Raw genomic sequence first — 22,926 nt, forward strand, 5'->3', positions numbered from 1 at the left:
CTACCGCCCTAAGCGCTTTTTTTGATAGCGATGAAACCACTGTGCAAACCATAGCGCTAAAAATGCCACACTTAAAGATAAGACAATTAACCTTTGAATCGCAGTCTCAGTATCGGGCTGTTGCATCAGGCTATACATGGCTAAAGGTAAGGTTCTTGTTTCATCAGAGATATTGCCAACAAAAGTAATGGTGGCACCAAACTCACCTAAACTACGACAAAAACATAAAATGGCACCAATTAAAATGCCGCTACTGGCAAGTGGTAACGTGACATGAAAAAATGCCCCAAAAGATGACGCACCTAATGTCTTTGCTGCCATTTCTAAACGTTGATCGACCAGCTCAATTGCGAGTCGAATTGATTGCACTAAAAGTGGAAAACCCATCACTGCCGAAGCAAGAACTGCCCCTTTCCAGTTAAATGCGAACTCTAATCCTAAAGGCGCTAAGTATTGCCCAATAATGCCGCGGTTTCCAAACACTTGTAATAGCAAATAACCCGGCACAACCGGGGGCAGTACCAATGGTAAAAATACCAATGTTTCAATGAATGACTTACCCCAAAACTCTTTACGCGCCAAAAACCATCCCACACAAATTGCAGGAATAAGGCTGATAATCAGACAACTTGCTGCAACCTTACAAGAAAGTTGCAGAACGCTGAGCTCTTCTGGGGTTAAAGAAAACATCATGGTTTTGCTTGAGCCAACACGCTAAAGCCATATTTTTTAAAAACGACTTTGGCTTGATTGCTTTGTAAAAATTGATAGAACTTTGCTGAGTTCGAATTCTTTTTGACAAGCCCTACAGGATAAATAATTGGCGAATGGGTATTTTCTGGAAATACGCCCACCACAGTTACGTCTTTACTAATGGCAGCATCTGTTGCATAAACAATACCAACCTGACATTCACCACGCGCCACAAAGTTTAGAGCTGCTCGCACATCTTCTGTTTCAACTAATTTTGGCTCAATACGGCTCCACCAACCTAAATTAGTAAATGCTTGTTTAGCATATTTACCTACAGGCACACTTTTGGTATCCCCTGTACAAATCTTCCCTGTAAACACTTTATTCGGATCGGTAGTTTTATCCAATTTAACCTTTAATGATTGTCCTTTTGGTGTAATTAGTACTAATCGATTACCTAATAAATTTATACGGTCATTTGCTGCAACTAATTTTTTATTTTGCAGATAATCCATCCACTGTGTATCAGCAGAGATAAATACATCGGCTGGTGCTCCAGCTTCAATTTGTTTAGCTAATGTCGATGAGCCTGCATATGAAGTCTTAACTTCTACTTTATTCTGTTTTTCGTAAATTTTTTCTAAATCGTTAATCGCGTTGGTCAAGCTTGCTGCTGCATAAACAGTAACCGATTCGGCCTTTACAGAGAGACTGATTGACAACCCAAGACTTATAATTGAACTGACTATAGCGATTTTTTTTATCTGTACAGGACTTACCATTGTTTTTCCTTTTTTTATCGATTTATACATCGATATATATCCTAGAATATAGCGATATACGTAGATGATGAAAAGCAGAAATCAGTTAAATATAGAGGGCCTAAATGCAGGTAGATGGTGCATTTCTCATTTTAGACTTCATTTTGGTGCAATATGCTGAAAGTGTATCTATCGAGATACCCTATTTTAAAACCTATTTTCTTTCAGTGTCGGTTAATAGCTTGATTAGTTTTATGGTCATCACCATGCCAAGAAGCACATAGCGATGACCATAAAGATCTGTAAACAGATCAGTCGTTTATGCCAGCCACTTTTTTAGATACACAATAAAAAACGCCTATTCCCGACCATCTTTTACGATAGTACAGAATAGACGCCATTGTCTGTGTAACTGAAAATTGCAGTAGTGCTTTTTCAGCGTGCACTTTTTATTAAGCAAAAGCTATACCAAATTAAAAGATTCGGTCACTATAAAATCTTTTAATTTAATTTTTTAAATAGCTACTCATAATTTGATAATCATGTTCTAAGGCTTGTCGAGCATTGATTTCCATTTGGCGATAGTGTTGTAAGACTTTCTGGCCCAAAGCTGTGACCGCTGCCCCACCACCATGTGTTCCCCCCGTTTGAGTTTCAACTAAAGCTGTTTCGAAGCACTGATTCATGGTGTCTACCAACTGCCATGCACGGCGGTAACTCATATTCATAGATTTAGCCGCTTGAGAAATTGAACCAGTTTTCTCAATTGCTTCAAGTAAGTCTGCCTTACCCGGACCAAATGCGATGTTCTGCTCTAAAAGAATTCTAATCTGTAATTTTAAGTTTTGTTCTTTCATAGGCTTAATTCACAAGATTTGATTTTATTCTGGTTAAGATTATATGGAAGTTTAACAAGATAGGACATATACATTTTTAAAATGCGATTACATCTTAAAAATAGTCTTATTAAAAAATCAAAACTGCACAAAGTGGATAAAGATCTGGAAAAAACGGATAGAGCTAAAGGTCTAATCGCGGTTCAATCAGTTAAAAGCTGAATGAATAAAGGATTGAGCAAATGACCTCATCTAATTTAAAACAATGGAATGATTTTGTAGATGGATGTATCGACTTCCGTCCTAAAGATGGCGTGTTTCGTATCGCACGCAATATGTTTACCGAGCCTGAGCTGTTTGATTTGGAAATGGAATTCATTTTTGAAAAGGTTTGGATTTATGCATGTCACGAAAGTGAAATTCCAAACAATCATGATTTCCTCACTGTTCAAATTGGTCGTCAGCCGATTATTGTGAGCCGTGATGGTAAAGGTGAATTACACGCCATGGTCAATGCTTGTGAGCACCGCGGCGCGACATTAACACGCGTTGCTAAAGGCAACCAATCTACATTTACTTGCCCATTCCACGCATGGTGCTACAAGTCAGATGGCCGTTTGGTCAAAGTAAAAGCACCGAGTGAATATTGCGAAGATTTCGATAAATCAAGCCGAGGCTTAAAGCAAGGTCGTATTGCTAGCTATCGTGGATTTGTATTTGTAAGCCTTGATACTCAAGCAACAGATTCGCTAGAAGACTTTTTGGGCGATGCAAAACTGTTTCTTGATTTAATGGTTAACCAGTCACCAACGGGTGAACTCGAAGTATTACAAGGCAAGTCATCTTACACCTTTGCAGGTAACTGGAAACTACAAAATGAAAATGGCTTAGATGGCTACCATGTAAGTACCGTTCACTATAACTATGTCTCTACGGTCCAACACCGTCAACAAGTCAATGCATCAAAAGGTGCTGAACTTGATACGCTTGACTATAGCAAGTTAGGTGCGGGTGATTCCGAGACTGATGATGGCTGGTTCAGCTTTAAAAATGGTCATAGTGTGCTGTTTAGCGATATGCCGAATCCAACAGTTCGTCCGGGTTACAGCACAGTTATGCCGTATATGGTTGAAAAATATGGCGACAAATATGCTGAATGGGCAATGCATCGTTTAAGAAACTTAAACTTGTACCCTAGCCTGTTTTTTATGGATCAAATTAGTTCGCAACTTCGTATTATTCGCCCTGTTGCGTGGAATAAAACCGAAGTTATTAGCCAGTGCATTGGGGTTAAAGGTGAATCTGCTGAAGCACGCCGTAACCGTATTCGTCAGTTTGAAGATTTCTTTAACGTGTCGGGTTTAGGGACACCAGATGATTTAGTTGAGTTCCGTGAACAGCAAAAAGGCTTTCAAGCACGACTTGAACGCTGGAGCGATATTTCTCGTGGTTGTCAGTCTTGGGAATATGGAGCGACCAAAAACTCACAAGACTTAGGCATTCAACCTGTCATTACTGGCCGTGAGTTTACCCATGAAGGGCTCTATGTAAATCAACATGGACACTGGCAACGTCTAATGCTCGATGGCTTAAACAAGAAAGCGCTGAAAATGCAGGATATTACTTTCGAAAACAATGCCGTAATGGATGAGGTGTAACCATGTCACAAGAACTATATTTTGCTGTATCTCAGTTTTTGTACAAAAAAGCAGAACTTTGTGATGCTTATGACTGGGATGCCTATTTAGAACTTTACGATGAAGATAGTGAATATCATATTCCGCAATGGTTTGATGACCATAACTATGTTCAAGATCCGAATCAGGGCTTGTCTTATATTTATTACGCAGACCGCACTGGACTCGAAGACCGTGTATTCCGTATTCGTACAGGAAAAGCAGCTTCGGCAACGCCATTACCACGTACTTTACACAGCATGAATAACATTCGAGTTAGAACACTTGATGATGGTCTAATTGAAGCAAAAGTTGCATGGCAAACACTGTATAACCGTCAAGGTTTAGAAGGCTGTTTTTACGGACACGCTACTTATCTTTTACGTCAAACAGCTGATGATTTCCGCATTCGTCGTCAGCACAGCATTTTGCTGAATGACAAGATTGATTCCGTTTTAGACTTCTATCACGTTTAAGGGGAATGAAAATGGGACATTCAGTTGCACTTAACTTTGCCGATGGCAAAACCTTTTTCATTTCGGTAAATAACGACGAATTGCTGCTTGATGCAGCGGTTCGTCAAGGAATTAACCTGCCATTAGACTGCCGTGAAGGTGTTTGTGGTACCTGTCAGGGTCAGTGTGAAACCGGTATTTATGAACAAGAATATGTCGATGAAGATGCATTAAGTGAGCGTGATTTGGCTGAGCGTAAAATGTTAGCTTGCCAGACGCGTGTGAAATCGGATGCAGCTTTTTATTTCGATCATGATTCAGCTATTTGCAATGCTGGCGATACTTTAAAAATTGAAACCAAAGTGACTGCGGTTGAGCTGGTTTCTGAGACAACAGCAATTTTGCATCTTGATGCAAGCAGTCATGCTGAGCAACTTCAGTTTTTGCCGGGTCAATATGCTCGTTTGCAAATTCCAGATACTGAAGATTGGCGTTCTTATTCTTTTGCAAACAGACCAAACGCAACCAATCAATTGCAATTCTTAATTCGTCTATTACCAGACGGTGTGATGAGTAATTACCTGCGTGATCGCTGTCAGGTTGGACAAAGCCTATTCATCGAAGCGCCACTTGGTAGTTTCTATTTACGCGAAGTACAGCGACCATTGGTTTTTGTTGCTGGTGGAACAGGATTATCAGCTTTCTTGGGAATGCTTGATAACTTGGTTGATCAACCAAACTCACCTGCAGTTCAGTTGTATTACGGCGTAAATAATGAAACCGATTTATGTGAACAACAGCGTTTACACGCCTACGCAGAACAGCTTCCAAACTTTAGTTATCACCCAATTGTGACTAAAGCAACCGAGGCTTGGCAAGGTAAAGCGGGTTATATTCATGAGCACTTAAATAAAGATCAATTGGCTGAACAAGCTTTTGATATGTATTTATGTGGCCCACCGCCAATGATTGAAGCCGTAAAAAATTGGTTAGATGAACAAGCTCTGCAAAACTACCGGATCTACAGCGAGAAGTTTTTACAGAGCAATACATCACGTTGAAAATATAAATAGCTTAAGTGCAAATAATTTAAAAACCACTAAACCTGAAATGATTCAATATACTCTGTAAGGGGGTATATTGAATTTTTATTTAAAAAATTAAAAAACCTTTATATTCAACAGTATAAAATAATAAATTCCGACAAAATAAATTGACCAGTTCACTCGGATTTGCTATAAATTTGATAGATCTTAAGGAATAAGATCACGATGAGATTAACTTATAGCGCCTTTTATATCCCTCTATTCTATTTCTCGAATTTATTAAATTGATGAACTAGATCCGAACTAAAAATTTGAGAAAATCACATTAATTAGCGGTTAAATTGGTCTGTATTTTGCTTATATCTCATTGTAATTTGCGAGTAACTTAATTTTTTAAGTGCCGTATTTACTTGCTGCACAGTGAAGTTTTAGAGCTTCTGCAACACAAGTAAATATAGGAGTGAGCCAAAAGGGATAAATATGAACCAAGCCAACTCCCCAGAACTCAGTGGACGTCATTTTCAAAATGAGTCTATCTTTACCAATCATAATTTGGTGTTTGATCATCACGATTTAAGCGAAACCTGCCGAAATGTTGGGCAAATTTTTAAACCGCATGACCTTAAAATCTCTCAACAGAAGCGAGATTTCAGTGCAACCATGCACCATGTTAAAACAGGTGCATTGTCGATTAGTCGCTTGGAATATGGTGCGGATGTCATTATTGAACCAGATCATCTTGATAACTTTTACTTAATTCAAATTCCAACTCAAGGTTATGCAGAAATCGAGTTTGGTTCGCAAAAGTTTATTTCTTATTCTCAAGTTGCTTCTCTTATTTCCCCTCAGCAATCTTTACGTATGCGCTGGCACGCGAACTCACCGCAGCTCATTCTAAAAGTTTCAAAGGATGATTTTACTTATCATTGCCGTCAGCACATTGCCGATTCAGATAACAACTTACTCATTTTTGACCCAAAATTAGACTTTTCTACACAAAGTGGAGCCTATTTTTTACAGCTCGTTAGAACCTTGATGGATGCCTTAGCATGCGAGCAACATTCACTTCATCATCCTCTAGCCTTTAAACAATTTGAGTCAAATCTGTTTAATGCACCGATTTATGGTCAACCTAATAATGCATTACATAAAATTGATCATTATAAAGAAAAAACAGTCTCTCCTTATTTCGTGAAGCGTACAGAAGCCTATATTAAAGAACATTTACATGAACCGCTTAATGTCGAAATTTTGGCTGAACATGCAGGCGTGAGTGTAAGAACCTTATTTACTGGTTTTAAAAATTATTTGGGGACGACACCAATGTCTTATCTAAAAGAATTACGTTTTGAACAAGCTCATTTAGAGCTTATGCATAATGAAAATCTATCAGTAACAGATGTCGCATTTAAATGGGGATTTACCCATTTAGGCCGTTTTTCACAAGAATATAAACGTCGTTATGGTGAATTACCTTCTTCTACTCGCCGCTCGGGTCAAAGTGAAGGCTCAGGCTTAATTACTTCAATTTTTTCTTAAACTAAAAATAGATAAAAGCCCTTTATATTATATTGATATAAAAGGCTTTATTTATGACTTAGAAATGATGGACATAGCGAACTTGTAGTCGTGTGCCTTCTGGGCGGTTTTCAGCATCTTGCTCAAAATAAGCATTTGCAACCAGATGATCATTTTTAGAAAAACTATACATCGCACCCGGGCCAATTGCCCAGACTTGCTCACGTCTACCTTTGACTTTTTCACCATCAACTTCAGTATCTGTGACTTGTTTTAGCCAATAGCCATTTAGTCCTAAACGGAACTGTTCGGTAATGGCATAGTCTGTTGCGAAGTTTGCATGAATTGCTTGCCCTGCCTGCATATCATTTGCTCCAGCAAACGCATAGCTTGGGTCATCATTTTTAAAGTTATAGAGATAATGGATACGCGTTGAAGCTGTCCACTTTGGGTTAAACCAATATGTTGCAGCCCAATAAGGATCAAATGAAACGGCGTTATTACTTGGATTAATATCTTTTTGTTGATCGTATTCGCCAGTAGGTAAATTTACCTGAAACTCAAAACGATGTACAAACTTTGGCCCTTGTGCTCCCATGACTGGATCGAACTGAATAAACGGCCCGATCATAATGTCCCCAAAGCCACTTTGGGCTTTAATTGCAGCATTATTCAAGCCATCATCCATGTCCATTTTACTGACAAAAGGAACCAGAAAATTTATGCCTAGACTGGCTTTATCTTTTACTCGGACATTCGATAAATAACTAATCTGCTCAACCAGTACTTGATAATTTAAATCTGTTTTAGGTAAACCGAGTTTTTGTCCATTGGCATCGACCAATTTATTGCTATCATAATTTTGAAAATAGGTTTGAGCATACCAGCCGGGTCCTGCGGGTAATCCGCCATCGAGAAAGCTGGTCATACCTAAGTTTACGGTCGGTAAATCATATGCATGTGTAACCAAAGGCAAGCCCAACAATGTCCCTGCTAAAAAGCCATGTTTAATTAAAGTGCTTTTCATCTTCTTATTTCCTATAAAAAAATCACGACCGGATTGATCGTGATTGTGGTGAATTAATGAGCTAATTCTGGATGCTCTGCGGCAATCCGATACTTTCCTGCATGAAATACCAAAGGTTCGCCTTGACGTTGTTGGTACTGTTCAATTTGTCCAATAAAAATCAGATGATCTCCGCCTTCATACTGATTTACATTGCGGCAAACCAAAGTTGCGAGTGCATCGGTCAAAATTGGAACGCCCGCATTGCATTGTTGATGTGAAATACCTGCAAATTTATCTTCAGCACCTCGAGCGAAATGCCCTGAAAGCTGATGATGCTCTTGTGCCAACATGTGAATGGCAAAATATTCAGCTTCTACAAAATCAGACAAACTTGGTGCCGTTTTTGAAAGGCTCCACAAAATTAATGGTGGGTCTAAAGACAGTGAGGAAAACGAATTGGCTGTCATTCCTATCTTCCGACCATCTTTACCGCGGGTTGTAATCACTGTAACGCCCGTTGCGAATTGCCCAAGTAAATTACGGATTTCTCTTGGGTTTTCAGCATTAATCGCTTGTAAGCCTTGAGTTTCAATTGTGTCCATTTCTAAATCTCCCTTTAATGTTTTGCCCTTAAGCCACTTTTGCTGCGGTTTTTGAGGCCATGAATGCCTGAGCCTGATTTGCATCAAACCACCAAGGAGCAAAAGCACGTGGGTCATCAAAGTTATTGGCCATAATTGAAGCAATGCTCTGGTTTTGGCTTGCAGCTGCTAATAGCTCAACAACATGCGGTTGTGGCGGTACGAGCAAGCTATTGGTCCAAGCCACTACTTTTTCTGCATAAGCCCAATAACGTTCAAAAGTTTGAACCATCCATTGTTCGCTAAAACCTTGATTATCATTGGCTAAAATGGCATCGAAATAGATCTTGCTACATTTGGCAGCATTGTTTGAGCCTTGACCAGTAATTGGGTCATTCACTACTAAGGCATCTGCCATACCAAAAATTTGCTTGCCAGAGGGTAATGTCAAAATTGGTTTGCGTACGGTCGGTGGGAAACGCCCTGCCAAATATCCACCTGCATCGGTTAATTCAACATTTGCGCAACGTTCATATTCCCATGGCACAAATTTCTTGAGTAAGTCCAAACTGCATTGCAGATGCTGTTCAGGTGTTTTGACATCTTGCCAGCAGTCCATTGGCCCGTTTGGAATACCTTCAAACACCATAATGTCGCAAGGTCCATTAACGGTAAGTGCCGGAAATGAAAAGTATTCACCAACTTCGGGAATAATGTTAAAAGTCACACGTGAGTAAGGTGAAATCGGCTTCATGTTTTTGACATAGGTCAATGCCAAAGCGCGCTGTGGTTTATCAAAAACACTACGTGCATCATCACGCTCAAACTGTTTAACAACTTCACCTTTACCAGCTGCTAGCAGTACAAGTTCATACTCATTTGCGAGTTGTTCTAATTCTTCAATGCCTACATCTTGAATGACTAATTGACCACCACGGCGTTCAAATTCTTCCATCCAATATGGCATTTTGACGCGTTGATCGACCGATTGAGCATAGCGTTCAAGACGAGCACTCCATTCAAATGCTTTACCACCATTTTCAGGGTTAACTAAAGCCAGCCCAATGCCTTCCACTGCTGGACATTGTTCTTCCCAAAAATTTAAACCTAAGTCACGTTCAGTTTGTAAAGCGGTATGAAACATACACTGGCTTGACATGACTTTACCTTGACGGATTTCATCGGCAGTTCGGTTGGTGATCATGGTCACGTCATAACCTGTATCTAGTAAACCCAAACCAAGCTGTAAACCAGACTGTCCTGCTCCAACAATTGCAATACGGCGCATAATCTTCTCCATAATTTTCTAAATGTGTTAAAACGCTGTGCTATTCAGCTAAACGTGGAATAGCGGGCTGTGATCCTTCAGGGCCCATTACTGAATATCCGCCGTCGACCGCATAATCTGCTCCAGTGACGAAACTCGCAGCGGGTGACAATAAAAACAAAACAACATTGGCGACTTCTTCTGGGTGACCCAATCGGCCTAGTAAGTGATAATCGGCTGCCACGCTATCGGCTTTTTCACGGTTATTGCCACTGACTTCTGCAATCACACGAGACCATGTCCAACCCGGTGAAACTGAATTGACGCGAATGCCATCGGCAGCAAAATCCATTGCCATGCTTTGTGTGAGTTGACGTATTGCGGCTTTAGACACTGGATATAGCCAGCGGCCTGTTTGAGCCACTTTGGCCGAGATTGAAGTGAAGTTAACGATTGAACCTTGCTGCTTTTTTAGGTCATTGTAAAAAGCACGGCTCAACTCAACGGTAGAGACCAAATTAATATCGAGTGCTTGTAACCAGTCCTGACGTGAAGATTTAAAACCGTCATCTAGATATGTACATGCCAGATTTACCAAGTAACTCACTTCGCCTAAATGCTGGTGAATATCTGCCACAGCTTGTTGAATAGCCGCATCACTGGTTAAATCGGTTTGAATAAACATCACATCATGGTTAAAGCTTTCAGCAATTGCCTTACCTTTGGCATCAATATCTAAAATAGCGACATGAGCACCCGCACTTACCAAAGCTTGTACAACGGCTTTACCAATGAGTGTTGCGCCGCCGCTCACCACAGCGACTTTTCCTTTTAAATCTATATTCATTGCAGATACTCCTTAATTGACTGGCTTGCCTTCACTACTTGACCAAGATGGCATCAAGGTATTTGAAGGAAGATCTTCATCAAGAAGTTTTCGCGCTGTCTCGACACCTGCAACGGGTAAGCCTGTTGGATCTAATAAGCCAATTTGAACGAGCACCGATGCTTGGTCCCAGTAAATATGCTCATGGCACAGCTTTGAGCCTCTGAATTGAATTACACCCAACATTGGAATTTCGACATATTTACCAGTCGGTTTTACACCCGGTAATAACCAGTCAATTTCTGCATCGTGTGTAAAGCTCATAATGAACTCGTCTACCACTTGCGTTGAGCCAACGGTACGAGAGATTGAAGTGATCTTCATATCTTTCGGGTTTTGATGAACAAAATGGTACTGATAAAAACGGGCAAGCTGGCTTTGCCCCACACCGCCAGTCAACGTTGGAATATGGTTCACATAAGGTTCTGCGACCATCGTTGCCATGGTTGCTGGCACGTCACGCGTATCAAACTCATGACGAATATGCTCTTCCCATAACGCAACTAGGTCATATTTCGGCCCAATCGTGTCATGTAGTGCTGTTACTGTACGCTCGTGGGCAAAGCGCGCTGAAGGTTTGTGATAATGATTGCTTTTTGGACGTGCAAATGCATGATCAACAGCTTCGTAAACATAAGCTTGTACATTTGAATATTGGCTGGCTGCATCGACAATCGCTTGCCTAGCATCTGGCGGTGTAAATTGGTCTAGTTCGGCAATATGTAAAACCAAACGTCCTTTTACATTGGCTAACTCATCTAACGCTTTTTCGATGCCTACGCCGTAATAACCTACGGCACATGCCACTTCAGAAAGTCGACAGCCTGCCAGATAAGCAAGCTTTCCGCCTAAGCAATAGCCCACTACAGCAAGGCCTGTAGTTGTGTCGCATTCTGGTCGTGTCTTTAAAAAAGTTAAGCTGTCTTGAATATCTTCAACACCGAGGTTTTCGTCATATTGCTGATAAAGTTCAAAAGCTTTTTGAAAATCTTCTGGTGTATAACTCAGTTCAATATTAGGTGCTACACGCCAAAATAAATCAGGAACTAAAACGGTATAGCCTTCTTCTGCAAGAAAATCTGCCTTTTCCCGCATGGCTGCATTAACACCAAAAATTTCCTGACAAAGTACGACGCCCGGCCCTTTTCCTGTTTCTGGTGTCGCTAGATACGCACTGAACCGTTTTCCAGATGCAGTTTTAATTTGAACGGTTTGACCAGCCATAGTGTCAACTCCTGACATTGTTATGGCTTTATCTTCTATCCGAATATTTTTTTAGACTGTCCAAAAGCTGCAATCACTATCCAATCTGTGCGCAATTATGAAAAAAGATAGCAATGGATAAAACATATAAAAGAATAAAGTTAATGAATTTCAATATTTTAATATAAAAAATAAAAATGCTGCTTTTTATCTAATTTGGAAAAAATGGATGAAGATTAGGACTTATTGGATAGTGACTACTGGCTAAAAATAGTTCAATCAAAGTCATGTAATTAGTTTGATTACATAAGAAAAGCTCAGTCATTTTTCTAAATTAAGGCGCTTTATTTATGCATCGACCAAAGCCAATTTATGGACACAACAAAACGTTAATGCTCATCAATATTTTATGTTGTAGTGCATTTTCTACTCAGGCTTATTCAGCGGATGAAGAATGGAAATTTACATTAAAAAATGCATATATAGATAGAAACTATGACAATTCCGCTGTGAAAGACACGGGTAGCTGGTCGCAATCAGTTTCTCTATTTTACACCTCAAATATGCATGACACGCCGTTAGAAATTGGCGGAACCCCGATTCAAATTGGCGCAAATGCTTCAGCACAATATGCGGTTCGCTTAAGCCAAGATAAACATGTTGCAGATACGGTATTACCTTTTGATAAAGAGACTCAGTCCCAAGCACCCGATTATTTAAAATATGGTGCGACATTAAAGTTAGGCTATAACAAGACGCTACTGAGCATTGGTGAATTATGGCTAGATTTACCCGTAACCACTGTAGATGCAAGTCGTCAGCTACTGACCTCTTATTGGGGAACCAACCTTAAGTCTCAATTGAGCGATAAGCTTTTTGCTGAAATTGGCCGTATTGAAAAAGTATCACCACGAAATGAAGAAGATTTTCATCGATTTTCTTTTACCTCAAAAGGCGTGACTGGCTACTCTGATGGCCTTAACTACATAGACCTGCGCTATCAAATCACTCCTACTTTGAAAGGCGAATATTACTTCGGAAATATGGAGGATTTATATAATAAACATTATGTGGGAATGGACCACATATGGAAGAACTCTAATTTTTCAGTTAATTCAAAATTCAAATATTTCAATGCAAAAGATAGTGGAAATCTTTTCGACATCGATGCGCAAAATGTAGGTTTATTAGAAACGCTCAAAGTAAAAAATCACAGCTTTGGTTTAGGTTATCAACAAATTATTGGCGAGTCTGCCTACCCGCTACCTGATGGTTTCTTGCCTGAAACTTATTTTATTAACTGGAACACGACCGGTTTCTTCAAACAAGATGAAAAGTCCTATCACTTCATCTATGGCTATGACTTTAAAGATTATGTACCCGGTTTAAATACAACTTTGAAGTATGTATATGGCGATCACTTTAAAACAGCAGATGGTTTAAAAAACAAAGAAAGTGAAGCAAACGTTATTGTCAATTATGCCCTTCAACAGCCTTTTCTCAAAGGTCTAGCTCTTCAGTACATCTTTATCAATTATGACATTAAGCATGGAAGCGATTTTTCAGAAAACCGTTTCTTTGTTAATTACAACAGAAAATTTTAATGAGTTAAGGAATACATATGAAAACGATAGATGCAAATTCGGTAATCAACCGCGAAAAACTGTCCCCCTTACAGTGGATGGTTTTTATCCTAGGATTTTTTGTCTTCTTTTGTGATGGCTTAGACACAGGAATTATTGGTTTTATTGCTCCCTCATTACTGGATGACTGGGGAATTACCAAACCTCAGCTTGCGCCTGTTTTAAGTGCCGCTTTAGTTGGTATGTCAATCGGTGCCATTATTTCAGGCCCTATGTCCGATAAGTTTGGGCGTAAAGGCGTCATTGTTTTTACGAGCCTTTTGTTTTCAATATTTACCATTTTGTGTGGCTTTGCTGACTCGACCCAAGATTTAATGATTTATCGCTTTATTACAGGTGTGGGTTTAGGGGCAGCCATGCCAAACATCAGTACCATTGTCTCTGAATATATGCCTGTAAAACGTAAAGCATTCCTAACAGGATTAGCAGGTTGCGGTTTTATGCTTGGTATTTCTTGTGGTGGTGTGTTGTCAGCTTATCTATTAGTAAGTTATGGCTGGGCCAAGGTCATTATTATTGGTGGAAGTATTCCCCTAATTTTAGTGGTTGCCTTATTACTTAAATTACCTGAATCAACTCAATACTTAATTACGCGCCAACAACAAGATAAAGCACAACGAATTTTAGAAGATATTCAAGGGCATCCATTCCAAGAACCAGTAAAACTTGTCTTAGCCCAAACAGAAACAGCATCAGAGGAAAACCCGGTTAAAATCGTTTTAGGAAAATACCTTTGGGGTTCAAGCATGCTTTGGCTGTGCTGCTTTACGAGTCTCTTAGTGTTTTATCTTTTAACAAGCTGGATGCCAACAATTTTAAAAACAGCTGGTTTTACGACGCAACAATTTAGTTTAATTGCAGCTATTTTCCCTTTTGGTGGTGTGATTGGTGCAACCATTATGGGTTGGTACATGGATAAACTGAACCCAACCACAGTGATTAAATACTCTTATTTAATTGCTTTTGGGCTATTCATTGTCGCAGGCTTAGTCAGTTCAAATATTTTCTTATTGGGTATTACCATTTTCTTAATTGGTGCATTACTTGCTGGTGCTCAATCTTCTTTACTACCACTTGCAGCTATTTTCTATCCAGCCGTGTGCCGCGCGGTTGGCGTTTCGTGGATGCATGGTATTGGTCGTATCGGTGCAATTTTAGGCGCTTTTTTTGGCTCACTCATTTTCACTTTTAACTTAAGTTTAAGCGGTATTTTCTTTATTCTTGCATTACCGACCTTCATTTCATTTATTGCCCTTAGTCTTAAAGTCATTTATGAAAAATCGAAAAGTAAGCAAGTATTGAATCTTGAAAATAGTATTTAAAATATAGAGATAAATAAAAAACCTGATTGGGTTAATTCAATCAGGTTTTTTATTGCTTAAAAGATGAAATACTTAAAAAATTTTGCCCTTCGTTTCACTTGGTTTTTCACCAAACTCTTCGCGATATTCTTGAGAAAAACGACTTAAATGATTAAACCCCCAGTCATAAGCAAGCTTAGAAATAGATACTTTTCTATCAGCGCCAGTTGTACTCAAAATCTTATAAATTTGTTGTAGACGATACTTTTTCAGATAGGACATTGGACTTGTACCGTAGTACTGCTGAAACTCATCGTACAACTTGGATTTTGAAACCCCGGCTAGGCGTTGCAAATCTTCTGCACAGATTTCTTCATGGGCATGTTCAATAATGAAATTCCGCACCTTTCGGATATAGGCTGGTTCATCCTGATGCGAAAGTAACTTTAAACTTTCGGAATAATTATTTTCTTGAGATAAAAGTAAGGCTTTAATTACAAAATTTTCATAGTCTTCAGACAGCATCTGTAAACCATAAAAATTGCTATATTGAGATTTTAACTGTAAAAAATTCTGAATATTTTTCCACCATGCACCAATCAGTTGCTCCGAGTCCAGATGCATTTCTGGATTAAAAATGATGGGTGCATCTATCGGTTTATTCAGTAGATCTGCAAGAACAATTTGCATGCTTCGCTCAGGAATAACCACTTGAAATTTTCGACAATCTTTATCAATAATCAAATCTTGCTGATCGTTATTTGAAACAATAAGTCCTCTGTTTTCATCAGATTGATAATGAGCACCACGAATGTTGAGAGCTTGTCTTCCTTGTATCGGTAAGCTAATGCTATAAGCTTTTAGATTAGAGATGTTAATGGCAACATTTGCACCATAACTGATGGTGCCAATTGCCATTTTTTTATTAGGCAGGCGCATTCCATCATAGTGAAAATCGAGAGTGTCTTTGTAAATTGTGTCTAGACGGTGTTCACCACAAATTGTGGACATCAAATTCTGCGCAAATTCAGCTTTGCGTGAATAATGATTGAGTTCCGTCTGTTGGCTGAGTGATATCATATCCTTTTCACCTAGCTAAATAACTTATTGCTTAAAAAGCAACTTGTATGCCAATTAATATCCTTTAATTGACGAGTTTTCCTGAAAATATCTAATCAAGAAAGAGAGTAAAGATTACTTTCTCATACTCTATTAGATTTTAAAATTGGAAATAAGTTAAATACCTTTAAAGTATAATTTCATACCTTAAAAAACTTATTTTATTAGATTTTTATAAGCAACTATAGTTGAGATAAATCATCGTTTTGAACACTAAACTTACATATCTTTTTATTCACAAAAAACCGCCTATTAAAAAATAAGCGGCTTTTATAAAGCTCTAAATTATTGTGCGGTATAACCACCATCCATAACCACAGCCTGACCCGTTACCCCACCTGCTTTGTCACTAGCAAGGAAAATTGCATAATCAGCAATTTCTTCAACAGATAACAAACGTTTTTGAGGAACCATTGCCAGAATTACATCTTCAAGTGCGCTGTCTAGACTCACATTACGGGTTTTAGCCAAATCTGCAATTTGACCGCGAACCAATGGAGTGTCGACATAACCTGGGCAGAGTGCATTGACTGTAATACCATCTCTTGCACATTCTAATGCGGCAACTTTTGTCAGACCAATTAAACCATGTTTAGCACTGTTATAACCTGCTTTCCCAGCGAAACCAATCAAGCCATTAATTGAAGCCATATTAATAATACGACCCGATTTTTGAGCTTTCATAATTGGAAAAACATGTTTAATGCCAATAAATGAACCAGTGAGCATGACCTGAACTAACTTTTGAAAAACAGCGGTTGGAAACTCTTCAATAGGTGCAACGTGTTGAAAACCAGCATTATTAATTAAGATATCTACAGTGCCAAAGGTCTGTTGAGTGAGTTCAATTGCTTGTTTATAAGCATCTTCATCGGTTACATCACATGGTGCAGATAACGCATCAAAGCCTTGTTCTGTTAGCAGCTTTGCCGTTTCTTGGCACTTTTCAGCATTCATATCAGAAATGACAACTTTTGCACCTTCTTGAGCAAATTTCTTAGCAATCTCTAGACCGATCCCGCTTGCAGAGCCCGTAATAAAGGCTACTTTTCCGTCTAAAAGTTTAGTCATCTATTTACTCCTAAATATTTTTAACTTGTTGGTTTAAACAATACCAGTCACTGTAAAGACCGTAATCACCACAAATACCGCTAACGTTTTAATTACTGTGACTGCAAAAATATCCTTATACGACTGTTTATGGGTTAAACCTGTAACAGCAAGTAAGGTAATGACAGCACCATTATGCGGAAGTGTATCCATACCGCCCGATGCCATTGCAACCACACGGTGCATGACTTCTGGTGGAATACCTGCTGCTAAAATCGCGGCGTTATAGTGTTCAGCCATCGCACTTAGAGCGATACTCATACCACCAGAAGCTGAACCGGTAATACCCGCTAAAACTGTCGTGGTTACCGCACCATTTACCAATGGATTTGTGAAGGTACTGCTCATTGCATGACTAATCAGGGCAAAGCCCGGTAATGACGCAATAATTGCACCGAAACCATATTCAGAAGCTGTATTCATCACTGCTAAAAGCGAGCCACCAATACTGGCATTAATGCCCTCTTTAAAGTTGGTCACTACACGTTGGTAGTCAAATAAAATTGCAGCAATAATTCCGACAATAAGTGCTAAACCAACAGCCCAGATTGCCCCCGTTTTTGCAACATCAACCGTGTAATCGGCTAAACCTACAGTGGCAAAATCAAAGCCATTTGGATACCACTCTTTAATTGCTTTAGACAAATATTTGTTCATTACCGCAACAAGAATGAGAGGTACAAATGCTAAAAACTGACGAGCTGTGCTTCCATTATCTTGCATAGATATATCGGCTTCAGCTTCTTGAGATGGTGTATTGTCTACTCCAAAACCAGAAAAGCCTTCACCCGCTTTTGCAGCAGCACGACGGCGCCATTCCAAATAGGCTAAACCTGCACATAAAACAAAAATAGCGCCAATAATCCCTAAAAATGGTGCGGCATAAATATTGGTACCAAAGAATGTGGTTGGAATAACATTCTGGATTTGCGGCGTACCTGGCAATGCATCCATGGTAAATGTGAATGCACCAAGCGCGATTGTGCCTGGAATTAAACGTTTTGGAATGTTAGCTTGTCTAAAAAGCTGGTTGGCAAAAGGATAAATTGCAAATACTGCAACAAATAAGCTGACACCGCTATACGTTAAAATTGCACCTAATAACACAACGGTTAAAATCGCTTTTTTTGCCCCAATCCATCTCACAATAGTTCGAGCGATAGATTCGGCAATTCCAGACATTTCAACGACTTTACCGAAAATTGCCCCGAGCAAAAATACAAGAAAGTAATCTTTGATAAAGTTCACCATTTTGGGCATAAAAACACCCGAATAAAACGGTAAAACATTGGCTGGGTTAATGAGTAAAACCGCGAGTAAGGCACAAATTGGTGCCATAAGAATGACAGAAAAGCCCTTGTAAGCTGTGTACATTAACAGCCCAAGTGAAAGTAGAATTACAAATAATTCCCACATATATTCTTTCTCCATAAAGAATAAATATTTTAGAAATTCCATATCTATTTGATTAATTTTAAATTTATTAGATTTATTTCGATGTCCTGCAAAATAAATGCAAAATTTCTGCAAAACAGTTAAATCTAATAATCATTTTACTGACATCAATGACAACATCTATTTTGAAGCTTTCTATAAAGATTTCTTTTTTAAGATGTTGTAATTTTCATGTAAATAACCATCTAGACATTACATCTATTGGAATCATTTTTGTACTGATATTTGATAGGAATTACAAAAGCATAAAAATATTAATTTTCTAGTTTTTATATGCTCATTCCATCAAAAAAGCCCTCCGTAGAGAGCTTTTAAAGACGCGGGTTCAACTCCCGCCATCGCAACTGAACTATTAGTTTCTATTTAGCAAATGATAACGGTCCATTGGCGGTAAATGCCAAGGATGGGTATCTATACGCTTATGTAGCTCAGCTCTTTTATCTTTCTCAATGAATGACCAAGCAACAAAGCCACCATCATTGAAATAGTCATGGATTGCTGCGGCCATGTGTGGATTAATTCCCCTTACAGCAGGTCCAAATTGTCTCCACCATCCGCTTAACCAAGCTAGGTATATAGCCATCGCCCTAACATTGGTGTCTAGTCCTGTATTACCGTTTTTATTACTCATAAGAGCAATGAGATGATGAACGTATTCAACAGCTACAGGAATCTGATCAAAAGGAATTTCATCTATACCTTGTACACAAAAACGCTGGTGCACTAACTTGTAGGCATCAGAAAAGTTCAAGTTTTTAGTTTTTGCCACTAGTAAATGAATGGCATCGTTGAGAGATACACGTTCAGATTTATGAGTTTTATGTTTTGGTTGAACTTCCCGATCTAGAATATCTAAAACCCATTTACGGAATTCTTTAGCAATCGCAGTTTTTGCGAACATAGCAATAAGGTGACAACCTCGAAGTGAAAAAACTCTTATAGATTGCAAACCACCATTTGTTTTCATTTCTACTAACCGAGTCATATTTGTAGAAAACTCTTCAATATTTCGATTAAACAGTTTAATTACAGCCGTTTCAGGATTTGCGTATCTTAAGGCTAACCCAATTTGGGTTGCCCCTATCCATAGCTGTCCATCATCTATAGAAATTGGGTGTAAGTTCACTTCATTAAAGGTTAATGCTAGACTTGTCATATCTGATCTCCTAACCGAGTTGGATAGAAGCCCCTAGTCCGCCAAGATTCAGGGGCTTCATTGTTTTTCTATTTAATGATTTTAGGCTGATCTTTTAGCCACTCTTCGATAATGAGATTTAATTGGGCTGTTAATGAACGTCTGCTTTGTTCAGCATTCTTTTTCAGCTCTTCAATCAATTCGCAAGGCATACGAACATTTAATTGTTTATCGTTTCTAGCCATATAGTGTTCCGTATTGTGATATCACGGTGATAATACTATTACGGTGCTAATATTGAAGTCAAGCACGGTACTAGCATATTCTTATAAAAATTTTTGGACTTCACTTTGATGGCTAGAACAGATCCTCAATTTAATTTACGTGTTCCACAAGAACTCAAACAACAAGTTGAAGATGCGGCTAAAGAAAGCGGTAGATCAATAAATGCTGAAGCAGTACATCGTCTAGAAGAGAGTTTTTTACGGTCCACTAATTTTAGCAACAATCAAGCTGATGTCAGAATAATCCCCTTAAAAGATGGTAAAAAGCGTGTCATTTATGGGAAATTGTTGAATACACTTGATTTAGATTACACACAGGAACTTTCAAGTCTTCGTGATGATATCCATCTATCTCTGGAAGTTTTAAGTAACTCTTCTTTCTGGAATTCATTGAAGTTTTTTAATAAAGACATTCTGGTTTATAAAGGCAACAATCATATTGATGTTGTAGATAATGGAAAAAAAAGTCTTGGTTGGCTGATTGTTGAAGATCATTATGTACAAAAGTATAAGGAATAATGGGAAATCATTTAAATGTACAATATAATTTAAGACTTTCTTATAGCTTGAAGTAAAAGATTGCTTAATCTTCTAAAGAATTAAATCATTCTATGAATGCAGATATTTTAGCTCCGTTGGAGGAAAGCTTTGAGGGAAAAATTAAAAATTTAGGATATGTGCCTAATGAAGAGCTAATGAAATAGTTAGCAAAAATATTGGATGGGTTTAGCGTGGTAGTTAATAAGTGATACATAATATAAAAAACAAATTTGAAGATTTTCTCTATAACAACAAACAAATAGGATTAGTCTTTATCTTATTATTAATAATATTATTAATCTCACCTATTTCTGTTTATGGAATGATATTTTTCAACCCCATTTCACAAGAGGAGGTAAATTATTATTCAAAGTTTGGGGCATGGTTTACTACTTTAGGTGCAATTTTTACAGTAATTAATACTATTGTAGTTATTTACTTAATGATTTGGTTACATAGGAAAGAAACGAGTATAAGTCTTTTGTCACAAATAACTGAACTAAGAGAGAATATTGTTGAAATTCAATACACTATAAGCTCTGAAATTGAATATTTTAATGTTCGTCAATACGATATCTATGAAACTTTACATGAACAAAAATATCAAAGGGGGTTTCATTTTTACGGTCATGATGAATTATATGAACAAGAAATTATTAATCTTAATGAAATTACTAAAAAAACTGAATATTTATACGCAAATATTTTATCCTTCAAAGAGCAGTTTAATAATTTTTCTCGCATAGATTTTATTAATTATCAAAATAAATCAAAAATTATAAGTTTAATTAATGAAACAATTGTATTGAATAAGCCTTCCACAGAATATAAAAAAAGCTTTATTGTTGGAAGTAGAGAGGATGCTGAGCCAGAAGATATGATTGAAGTAGCAAAAATAAATTCATTGAAATACATTGATAAAATGCTTGAAATATTAGAAAAAAAAGCACCCTAGGGTGCTTTTTTTTGAGAATAAATAAATTTATCAAATAAAAAATTATTATTATCCATATTGTTTTTGAAAAATTTAAATCGTTGTTTCATATATTGATGATTAATATCCCAATAAATTATATCAAAAGAATTATTATTCAATTCACTCATACTTTTTACTATTATATTAATTTTCAAATTAAGCTTATCTTTACTTTTTATGAAACTTTGAAAATCACTTATACTCCCACTTTCTACATGTTCAATAGCAATATTTCTTGCAAATCCATTTTCACAGCAAAGGCCCAACTCAATAATTTGATATTCCTTCATATTAGCTACATTTTCAATTTTGACGTGAAAAAAAGGTTGTAATTTCTTTTGTTCATTAAGTGCTGTTTCTTCATATTGCGCTTTCATCTCTGAGAGCTGATCTTCTTGTATTTCAGTTGTTTTTTTCATTTCTTCAACTTGAGCAGTTAAAGCTTGAGTATTGTGGCTCAACTCTTCTGCTTGCAGAACTAAGGCTTGTTGACTTTGATAGTAACCAACTACTACCCAAAGAAAAGCAAGTGGTGATGATACACCTGCTATAAAATCTCCAATTTCATTTAATGTAGAGGGTATTGGTTTCTTGATTAATAAATAAACAATTATTAAAATCCAGATAAAAGTAAGTATCCATCCAATTTTTACAACATTTTTAACCATAGTCTTACGTTCATAAGGTTTTTATAAACTTATAATCTATCAATAATTATAAAAAATATGAATGAGCAGATTATGTGCGCAAACTATGAACCTATATCTAAAGACCGGGTACACATACTAGATCTCTTTCAACCCACTTTCGAATATAAAGCGGATGTTTATCCGGGTTACGACTGCCCTCTTATATTTTCCAAAGATGGCCATATTGAATGGCGACAAGTAAAGTTCGGTATGATCCCGCCTTGGAACCATGATTTGAAGTTCTCTAAGTACACATACAATGCCAGAACTGAAACTGTAGATAAAAAGCCAAGTTTTAGGCATGCATGGGCTAAAAGCCAGTTTGCTTTAATCCCAGTCGAAAAAATTTATGAGCCTAGGTATGTGAATGGCAAAGCTGAAAGATGGGGAATTTATCGAGAGGACGGCTTACCTTTTACAGTTGCTGCTATTTATGATTCAACTGTGATTGATGGCCAACAAATTAGATCTATGTCGATGCTGACTATTAATGCAGATAATCACCCTTTTATGTCACAGTTTCATAAGCCAGAAGATGAAAAGAGATCTATCATCGTAATTCCTGAAGAATACAGAAACGATTGGCTTAACTGTAAAAAAGAAGATGCCGATCAATTTTTCTTTGAAATGCCCTTAGGTGAATTTACTGCTGATTTCTTCCCTAGACCTTAATTTATATAAAATTTAAATACTTAATTCAGTATAATAATTTTAAATTCATGATTATATTAGAGTATTATTGT

General features: G+C 37.7%; 23 protein-coding genes. 9 read left to right on the forward strand and 14 right to left on the reverse strand.

Translation table 11 applies throughout. The features are described 5' to 3' along the window. From modB to F936_RS10060, 3 genes are all read right to left on the reverse strand, one after another. The gene (gene modB, locus F936_RS10050; protein WP_003651719.1) at window positions 1-693 is read right to left on the reverse strand and encodes a molybdate ABC transporter permease subunit; all 693 of its coding nucleotides are present in this window, start codon (window positions 691-693) and stop codon (window positions 1-3) included. Then, entirely contained in the window at window positions 690-1,475 is a 786-nt protein-coding gene (modA, locus tag F936_RS10055; protein WP_005047180.1) for a molybdate ABC transporter substrate-binding protein, read from the reverse strand. The genes modB and modA overlap by 4 nt, the downstream gene beginning before the upstream one ends. Before the next feature lie 485 nt (window positions 1,476-1,960). Then, window positions 1,961-2,311, reverse strand: a complete 351-nt coding sequence (locus tag F936_RS10060; protein ID WP_005047181.1) for a winged helix-turn-helix domain-containing protein — start codon at window positions 2,309-2,311, stop codon at window positions 1,961-1,963. A gap of 221 nt (window positions 2,312-2,532) precedes the next feature. Between F936_RS10060 and antA the strand changes: the two genes are divergently transcribed. The 4 genes from antA (at window position 2,533) to F936_RS10080 (ending at window position 7,006) form a co-directional block, all read left to right on the forward strand. After that, entirely contained in the window at window positions 2,533-3,948 is a 1,416-nt protein-coding gene (antA, locus tag F936_RS10065) for an anthranilate 1,2-dioxygenase large subunit (protein ID WP_005047182.1), read from the forward strand. A gap of 2 nt (window positions 3,949-3,950) precedes the next feature. Beyond that, window positions 3,951-4,442, forward strand: a complete 492-nt coding sequence (gene antB, locus F936_RS10070; RefSeq protein WP_005047183.1) for an anthranilate 1,2-dioxygenase small subunit — start codon at window positions 3,951-3,953, stop codon at window positions 4,440-4,442. Window positions 4,443-4,447: 5 nt separating this feature from the next. Beyond that, the gene (antC, locus tag F936_RS10075) at window positions 4,448-5,482 is read left to right on the forward strand and encodes an anthranilate 1,2-dioxygenase electron transfer component AntC (RefSeq protein WP_080595304.1); all 1,035 of its coding nucleotides are present in this window, start codon (window positions 4,448-4,450) and stop codon (window positions 5,480-5,482) included. Between the two features lie 465 nt (window positions 5,483-5,947). Next, the gene (locus F936_RS10080) at window positions 5,948-7,006 is read left to right on the forward strand and encodes an AraC family transcriptional regulator (RefSeq protein ID WP_005047186.1); all 1,059 of its coding nucleotides are present in this window, start codon (window positions 5,948-5,950) and stop codon (window positions 7,004-7,006) included. Window positions 7,007-7,064: 58 nt separating this feature from the next. On the opposite strand, the gene F936_RS10085 is transcribed toward F936_RS10080, so the two are convergent. From F936_RS10085 to F936_RS10105, 5 genes are read right to left on the reverse strand one after another with little or no spacing between them, the layout of a single operon-like run. Continuing rightward, window positions 7,065-8,012, reverse strand: a complete 948-nt coding sequence (locus F936_RS10085; RefSeq protein WP_005047188.1) for a SphA family protein — start codon at window positions 8,010-8,012, stop codon at window positions 7,065-7,067. Window positions 8,013-8,065: 53 nt separating this feature from the next. Further along, window positions 8,066-8,596 (reverse strand): flavin reductase family protein, encoded by a 531-nt coding sequence (locus F936_RS10090; RefSeq protein ID WP_005047189.1) that lies wholly within the window; start codon window positions 8,594-8,596, stop codon window positions 8,066-8,068. 28 nt (window positions 8,597-8,624) lie between these two features. Continuing rightward, window positions 8,625-9,863, reverse strand: coding sequence for a styrene monooxygenase/indole monooxygenase family protein (locus tag F936_RS10095; protein ID WP_005047190.1), 1,239 nt, complete (start codon window positions 9,861-9,863; stop codon window positions 8,625-8,627). Between the two features lie 40 nt (window positions 9,864-9,903). After that, complete coding sequence (locus tag F936_RS10100; protein WP_005047192.1) at window positions 9,904-10,689, reverse strand: SDR family oxidoreductase; 786 nt, start codon at window positions 10,687-10,689, stop codon at window positions 9,904-9,906. 12 nt (window positions 10,690-10,701) lie between these two features. Next, window positions 10,702-11,952, reverse strand: coding sequence for a dienelactone hydrolase family protein (locus tag F936_RS10105; RefSeq protein WP_005047194.1), 1,251 nt, complete (start codon window positions 11,950-11,952; stop codon window positions 10,702-10,704). A gap of 371 nt (window positions 11,953-12,323) precedes the next feature. On the opposite strand from F936_RS10105, the gene F936_RS10110 reads away from it, so the two are divergent. Both F936_RS10110 and F936_RS10115 read left to right on the forward strand, forming a co-directional pair. Then, window positions 12,324-13,535: an OprD family outer membrane porin gene (locus F936_RS10110; protein WP_407640860.1), complete on the forward strand. Its 1,212-nt coding sequence runs from the start codon at window positions 12,324-12,326 to the stop codon at window positions 13,533-13,535. A 17-nt stretch (window positions 13,536-13,552) separates the two neighbouring features. Continuing rightward, window positions 13,553-14,896 (forward strand): MFS transporter, encoded by a 1,344-nt coding sequence (locus tag F936_RS10115; RefSeq protein WP_005047197.1) that lies wholly within the window; start codon window positions 13,553-13,555, stop codon window positions 14,894-14,896. Window positions 14,897-14,968: 72 nt separating this feature from the next. On the opposite strand, the gene F936_RS10120 is transcribed toward F936_RS10115, so the two are convergent. The 5 genes from F936_RS10120 to F936_RS10140 form a co-directional block, all read right to left on the reverse strand. Continuing rightward, complete coding sequence (locus F936_RS10120; protein WP_005047199.1) at window positions 14,969-15,955, reverse strand: AraC family transcriptional regulator; 987 nt, start codon at window positions 15,953-15,955, stop codon at window positions 14,969-14,971. Window positions 15,956-16,279: 324 nt separating this feature from the next. Further along, on the reverse strand, window positions 16,280-17,065 hold the full coding sequence (locus tag F936_RS10125) for a 3-hydroxybutyrate dehydrogenase (RefSeq protein ID WP_005047201.1): 786 nt from the start codon (window positions 17,063-17,065) through the stop codon (window positions 16,280-16,282). 33 nt (window positions 17,066-17,098) lie between these two features. Beyond that, window positions 17,099-18,520 (reverse strand): GntP family permease, encoded by a 1,422-nt coding sequence (locus tag F936_RS10130; protein WP_005047202.1) that lies wholly within the window; start codon window positions 18,518-18,520, stop codon window positions 17,099-17,101. Window positions 18,521-18,911: 391 nt separating this feature from the next. Further along, entirely contained in the window at window positions 18,912-19,715 is an 804-nt protein-coding gene (locus tag F936_RS10135) for a BRO-N domain-containing protein (RefSeq protein ID WP_005047205.1), read from the reverse strand. Window positions 19,716-19,783: 68 nt separating this feature from the next. Continuing rightward, on the reverse strand, window positions 19,784-19,939 hold the full coding sequence (locus F936_RS10140) for an Arc family DNA-binding protein (protein WP_005047206.1): 156 nt from the start codon (window positions 19,937-19,939) through the stop codon (window positions 19,784-19,786). A 108-nt stretch (window positions 19,940-20,047) separates the two neighbouring features. Between F936_RS10140 and F936_RS10145 the strand changes: the two genes are divergently transcribed. Next, on the forward strand, window positions 20,048-20,497 hold the full coding sequence (locus F936_RS10145) for an Arc family DNA-binding protein (protein ID WP_005047207.1): 450 nt from the start codon (window positions 20,048-20,050) through the stop codon (window positions 20,495-20,497). Window positions 20,498-20,723: 226 nt separating this feature from the next. Further along, complete coding sequence (locus F936_RS10150; RefSeq protein WP_017389906.1) at window positions 20,724-21,473, forward strand: hypothetical protein; 750 nt, start codon at window positions 20,724-20,726, stop codon at window positions 21,471-21,473. Here the strand turns inward: F936_RS10150 and F936_RS10155 are convergent. Then, on the reverse strand, window positions 21,470-22,162 hold the full coding sequence (locus F936_RS10155) for a hypothetical protein (RefSeq protein ID WP_005047209.1): 693 nt from the start codon (window positions 22,160-22,162) through the stop codon (window positions 21,470-21,472). The genes F936_RS10150 and F936_RS10155 overlap by 4 nt on opposite strands. A gap of 72 nt (window positions 22,163-22,234) precedes the next feature. On the opposite strand from F936_RS10155, the gene F936_RS10160 reads away from it, so the two are divergent. Next, window positions 22,235-22,855 carry an SOS response-associated peptidase family protein gene (locus F936_RS10160; protein ID WP_005047211.1) on the forward strand — a complete coding sequence of 207 codons (621 nt, stop codon included), beginning with the start codon at window positions 22,235-22,237 and terminating at the stop codon, window positions 22,853-22,855. The last annotated feature ends 71 nt before the right edge of the window (window positions 22,856-22,926 follow it).

This window comes from Acinetobacter calcoaceticus DSM 30006 = CIP 81.8 (assembly GCF_000368965.1).
GTDB lineage: Bacteria > Pseudomonadota > Gammaproteobacteria > Pseudomonadales > Moraxellaceae > Acinetobacter > Acinetobacter calcoaceticus.

What these genes read in the sequence shown, in the direction of transcription:
- F936_RS10105 (WP_005047194.1), bottom strand. Translation starts at nt 11,952, where the DNA reads ATGGCTGGTCAAACCGTTCAAATTAAAACTGCATCTGGAAAACGGTTC.
- F936_RS10080 (WP_005047186.1), top strand. Translation starts at nt 5,948, where the DNA reads ATGAACCAAGCCAACTCCCCAGAACTCAGTGGACGTCATTTTCAAAAT.
- F936_RS10120 (WP_005047199.1), bottom strand. Translation starts at nt 15,955, where the DNA reads ATGATATCACTCAGCCAACAGACGGAACTCAATCATTATTCACGCAAA.
- F936_RS10140 (WP_005047206.1), bottom strand. Translation starts at nt 19,939, where the DNA reads ATGGCTAGAAACGATAAACAATTAAATGTTCGTATGCCTTGCGAATTG.
- F936_RS10095 (WP_005047190.1), bottom strand. Translation starts at nt 9,863, where the DNA reads ATGCGCCGTATTGCAATTGTTGGAGCAGGACAGTCTGGTTTACAGCTT.
- antC (WP_080595304.1), top strand. Translation starts at nt 4,448, where the DNA reads ATGAAAATGGGACATTCAGTTGCACTTAACTTTGCCGATGGCAAAACC.
- F936_RS10155 (WP_005047209.1), bottom strand. Translation starts at nt 22,162, where the DNA reads ATGGTTAAAAATGTTGTAAAAATTGGATGGATACTTACTTTTATCTGG.
- F936_RS10085 (WP_005047188.1), bottom strand. Translation starts at nt 8,012, where the DNA reads ATGAAAAGCACTTTAATTAAACATGGCTTTTTAGCAGGGACATTGTTG.
- F936_RS10110 (WP_407640860.1), top strand. Translation starts at nt 12,324, where the DNA reads ATGCTCATCAATATTTTATGTTGTAGTGCATTTTCTACTCAGGCTTAT.
- F936_RS10135 (WP_005047205.1), bottom strand. Translation starts at nt 19,715, where the DNA reads ATGACAAGTCTAGCATTAACCTTTAATGAAGTGAACTTACACCCAATT.
- modA (WP_005047180.1), bottom strand. Translation starts at nt 1,475, where the DNA reads ATGGTAAGTCCTGTACAGATAAAAAAAATCGCTATAGTCAGTTCAATT.
- F936_RS10060 (WP_005047181.1), bottom strand. Translation starts at nt 2,311, where the DNA reads ATGAAAGAACAAAACTTAAAATTACAGATTAGAATTCTTTTAGAGCAG.
- F936_RS10145 (WP_005047207.1), top strand. Translation starts at nt 20,048, where the DNA reads ATGGCTAGAACAGATCCTCAATTTAATTTACGTGTTCCACAAGAACTC.
- modB (WP_003651719.1), bottom strand. Translation starts at nt 693, where the DNA reads ATGATGTTTTCTTTAACCCCAGAAGAGCTCAGCGTTCTGCAACTTTCT.
- antB (WP_005047183.1), top strand. Translation starts at nt 3,951, where the DNA reads ATGTCACAAGAACTATATTTTGCTGTATCTCAGTTTTTGTACAAAAAA.
- F936_RS10160 (WP_005047211.1), top strand. Translation starts at nt 22,235, where the DNA reads ATGTGCGCAAACTATGAACCTATATCTAAAGACCGGGTACACATACTA.
- F936_RS10090 (WP_005047189.1), bottom strand. Translation starts at nt 8,596, where the DNA reads ATGGACACAATTGAAACTCAAGGCTTACAAGCGATTAATGCTGAAAAC.
- F936_RS10125 (WP_005047201.1), bottom strand. Translation starts at nt 17,065, where the DNA reads ATGACTAAACTTTTAGACGGAAAAGTAGCCTTTATTACGGGCTCTGCA.
- F936_RS10115 (WP_005047197.1), top strand. Translation starts at nt 13,553, where the DNA reads ATGAAAACGATAGATGCAAATTCGGTAATCAACCGCGAAAAACTGTCC.
- antA (WP_005047182.1), top strand. Translation starts at nt 2,533, where the DNA reads ATGACCTCATCTAATTTAAAACAATGGAATGATTTTGTAGATGGATGT.
- F936_RS10130 (WP_005047202.1), bottom strand. Translation starts at nt 18,520, where the DNA reads ATGTGGGAATTATTTGTAATTCTACTTTCACTTGGGCTGTTAATGTAC.
- F936_RS10100 (WP_005047192.1), bottom strand. Translation starts at nt 10,689, where the DNA reads ATGAATATAGATTTAAAAGGAAAAGTCGCTGTGGTGAGCGGCGGCGCA.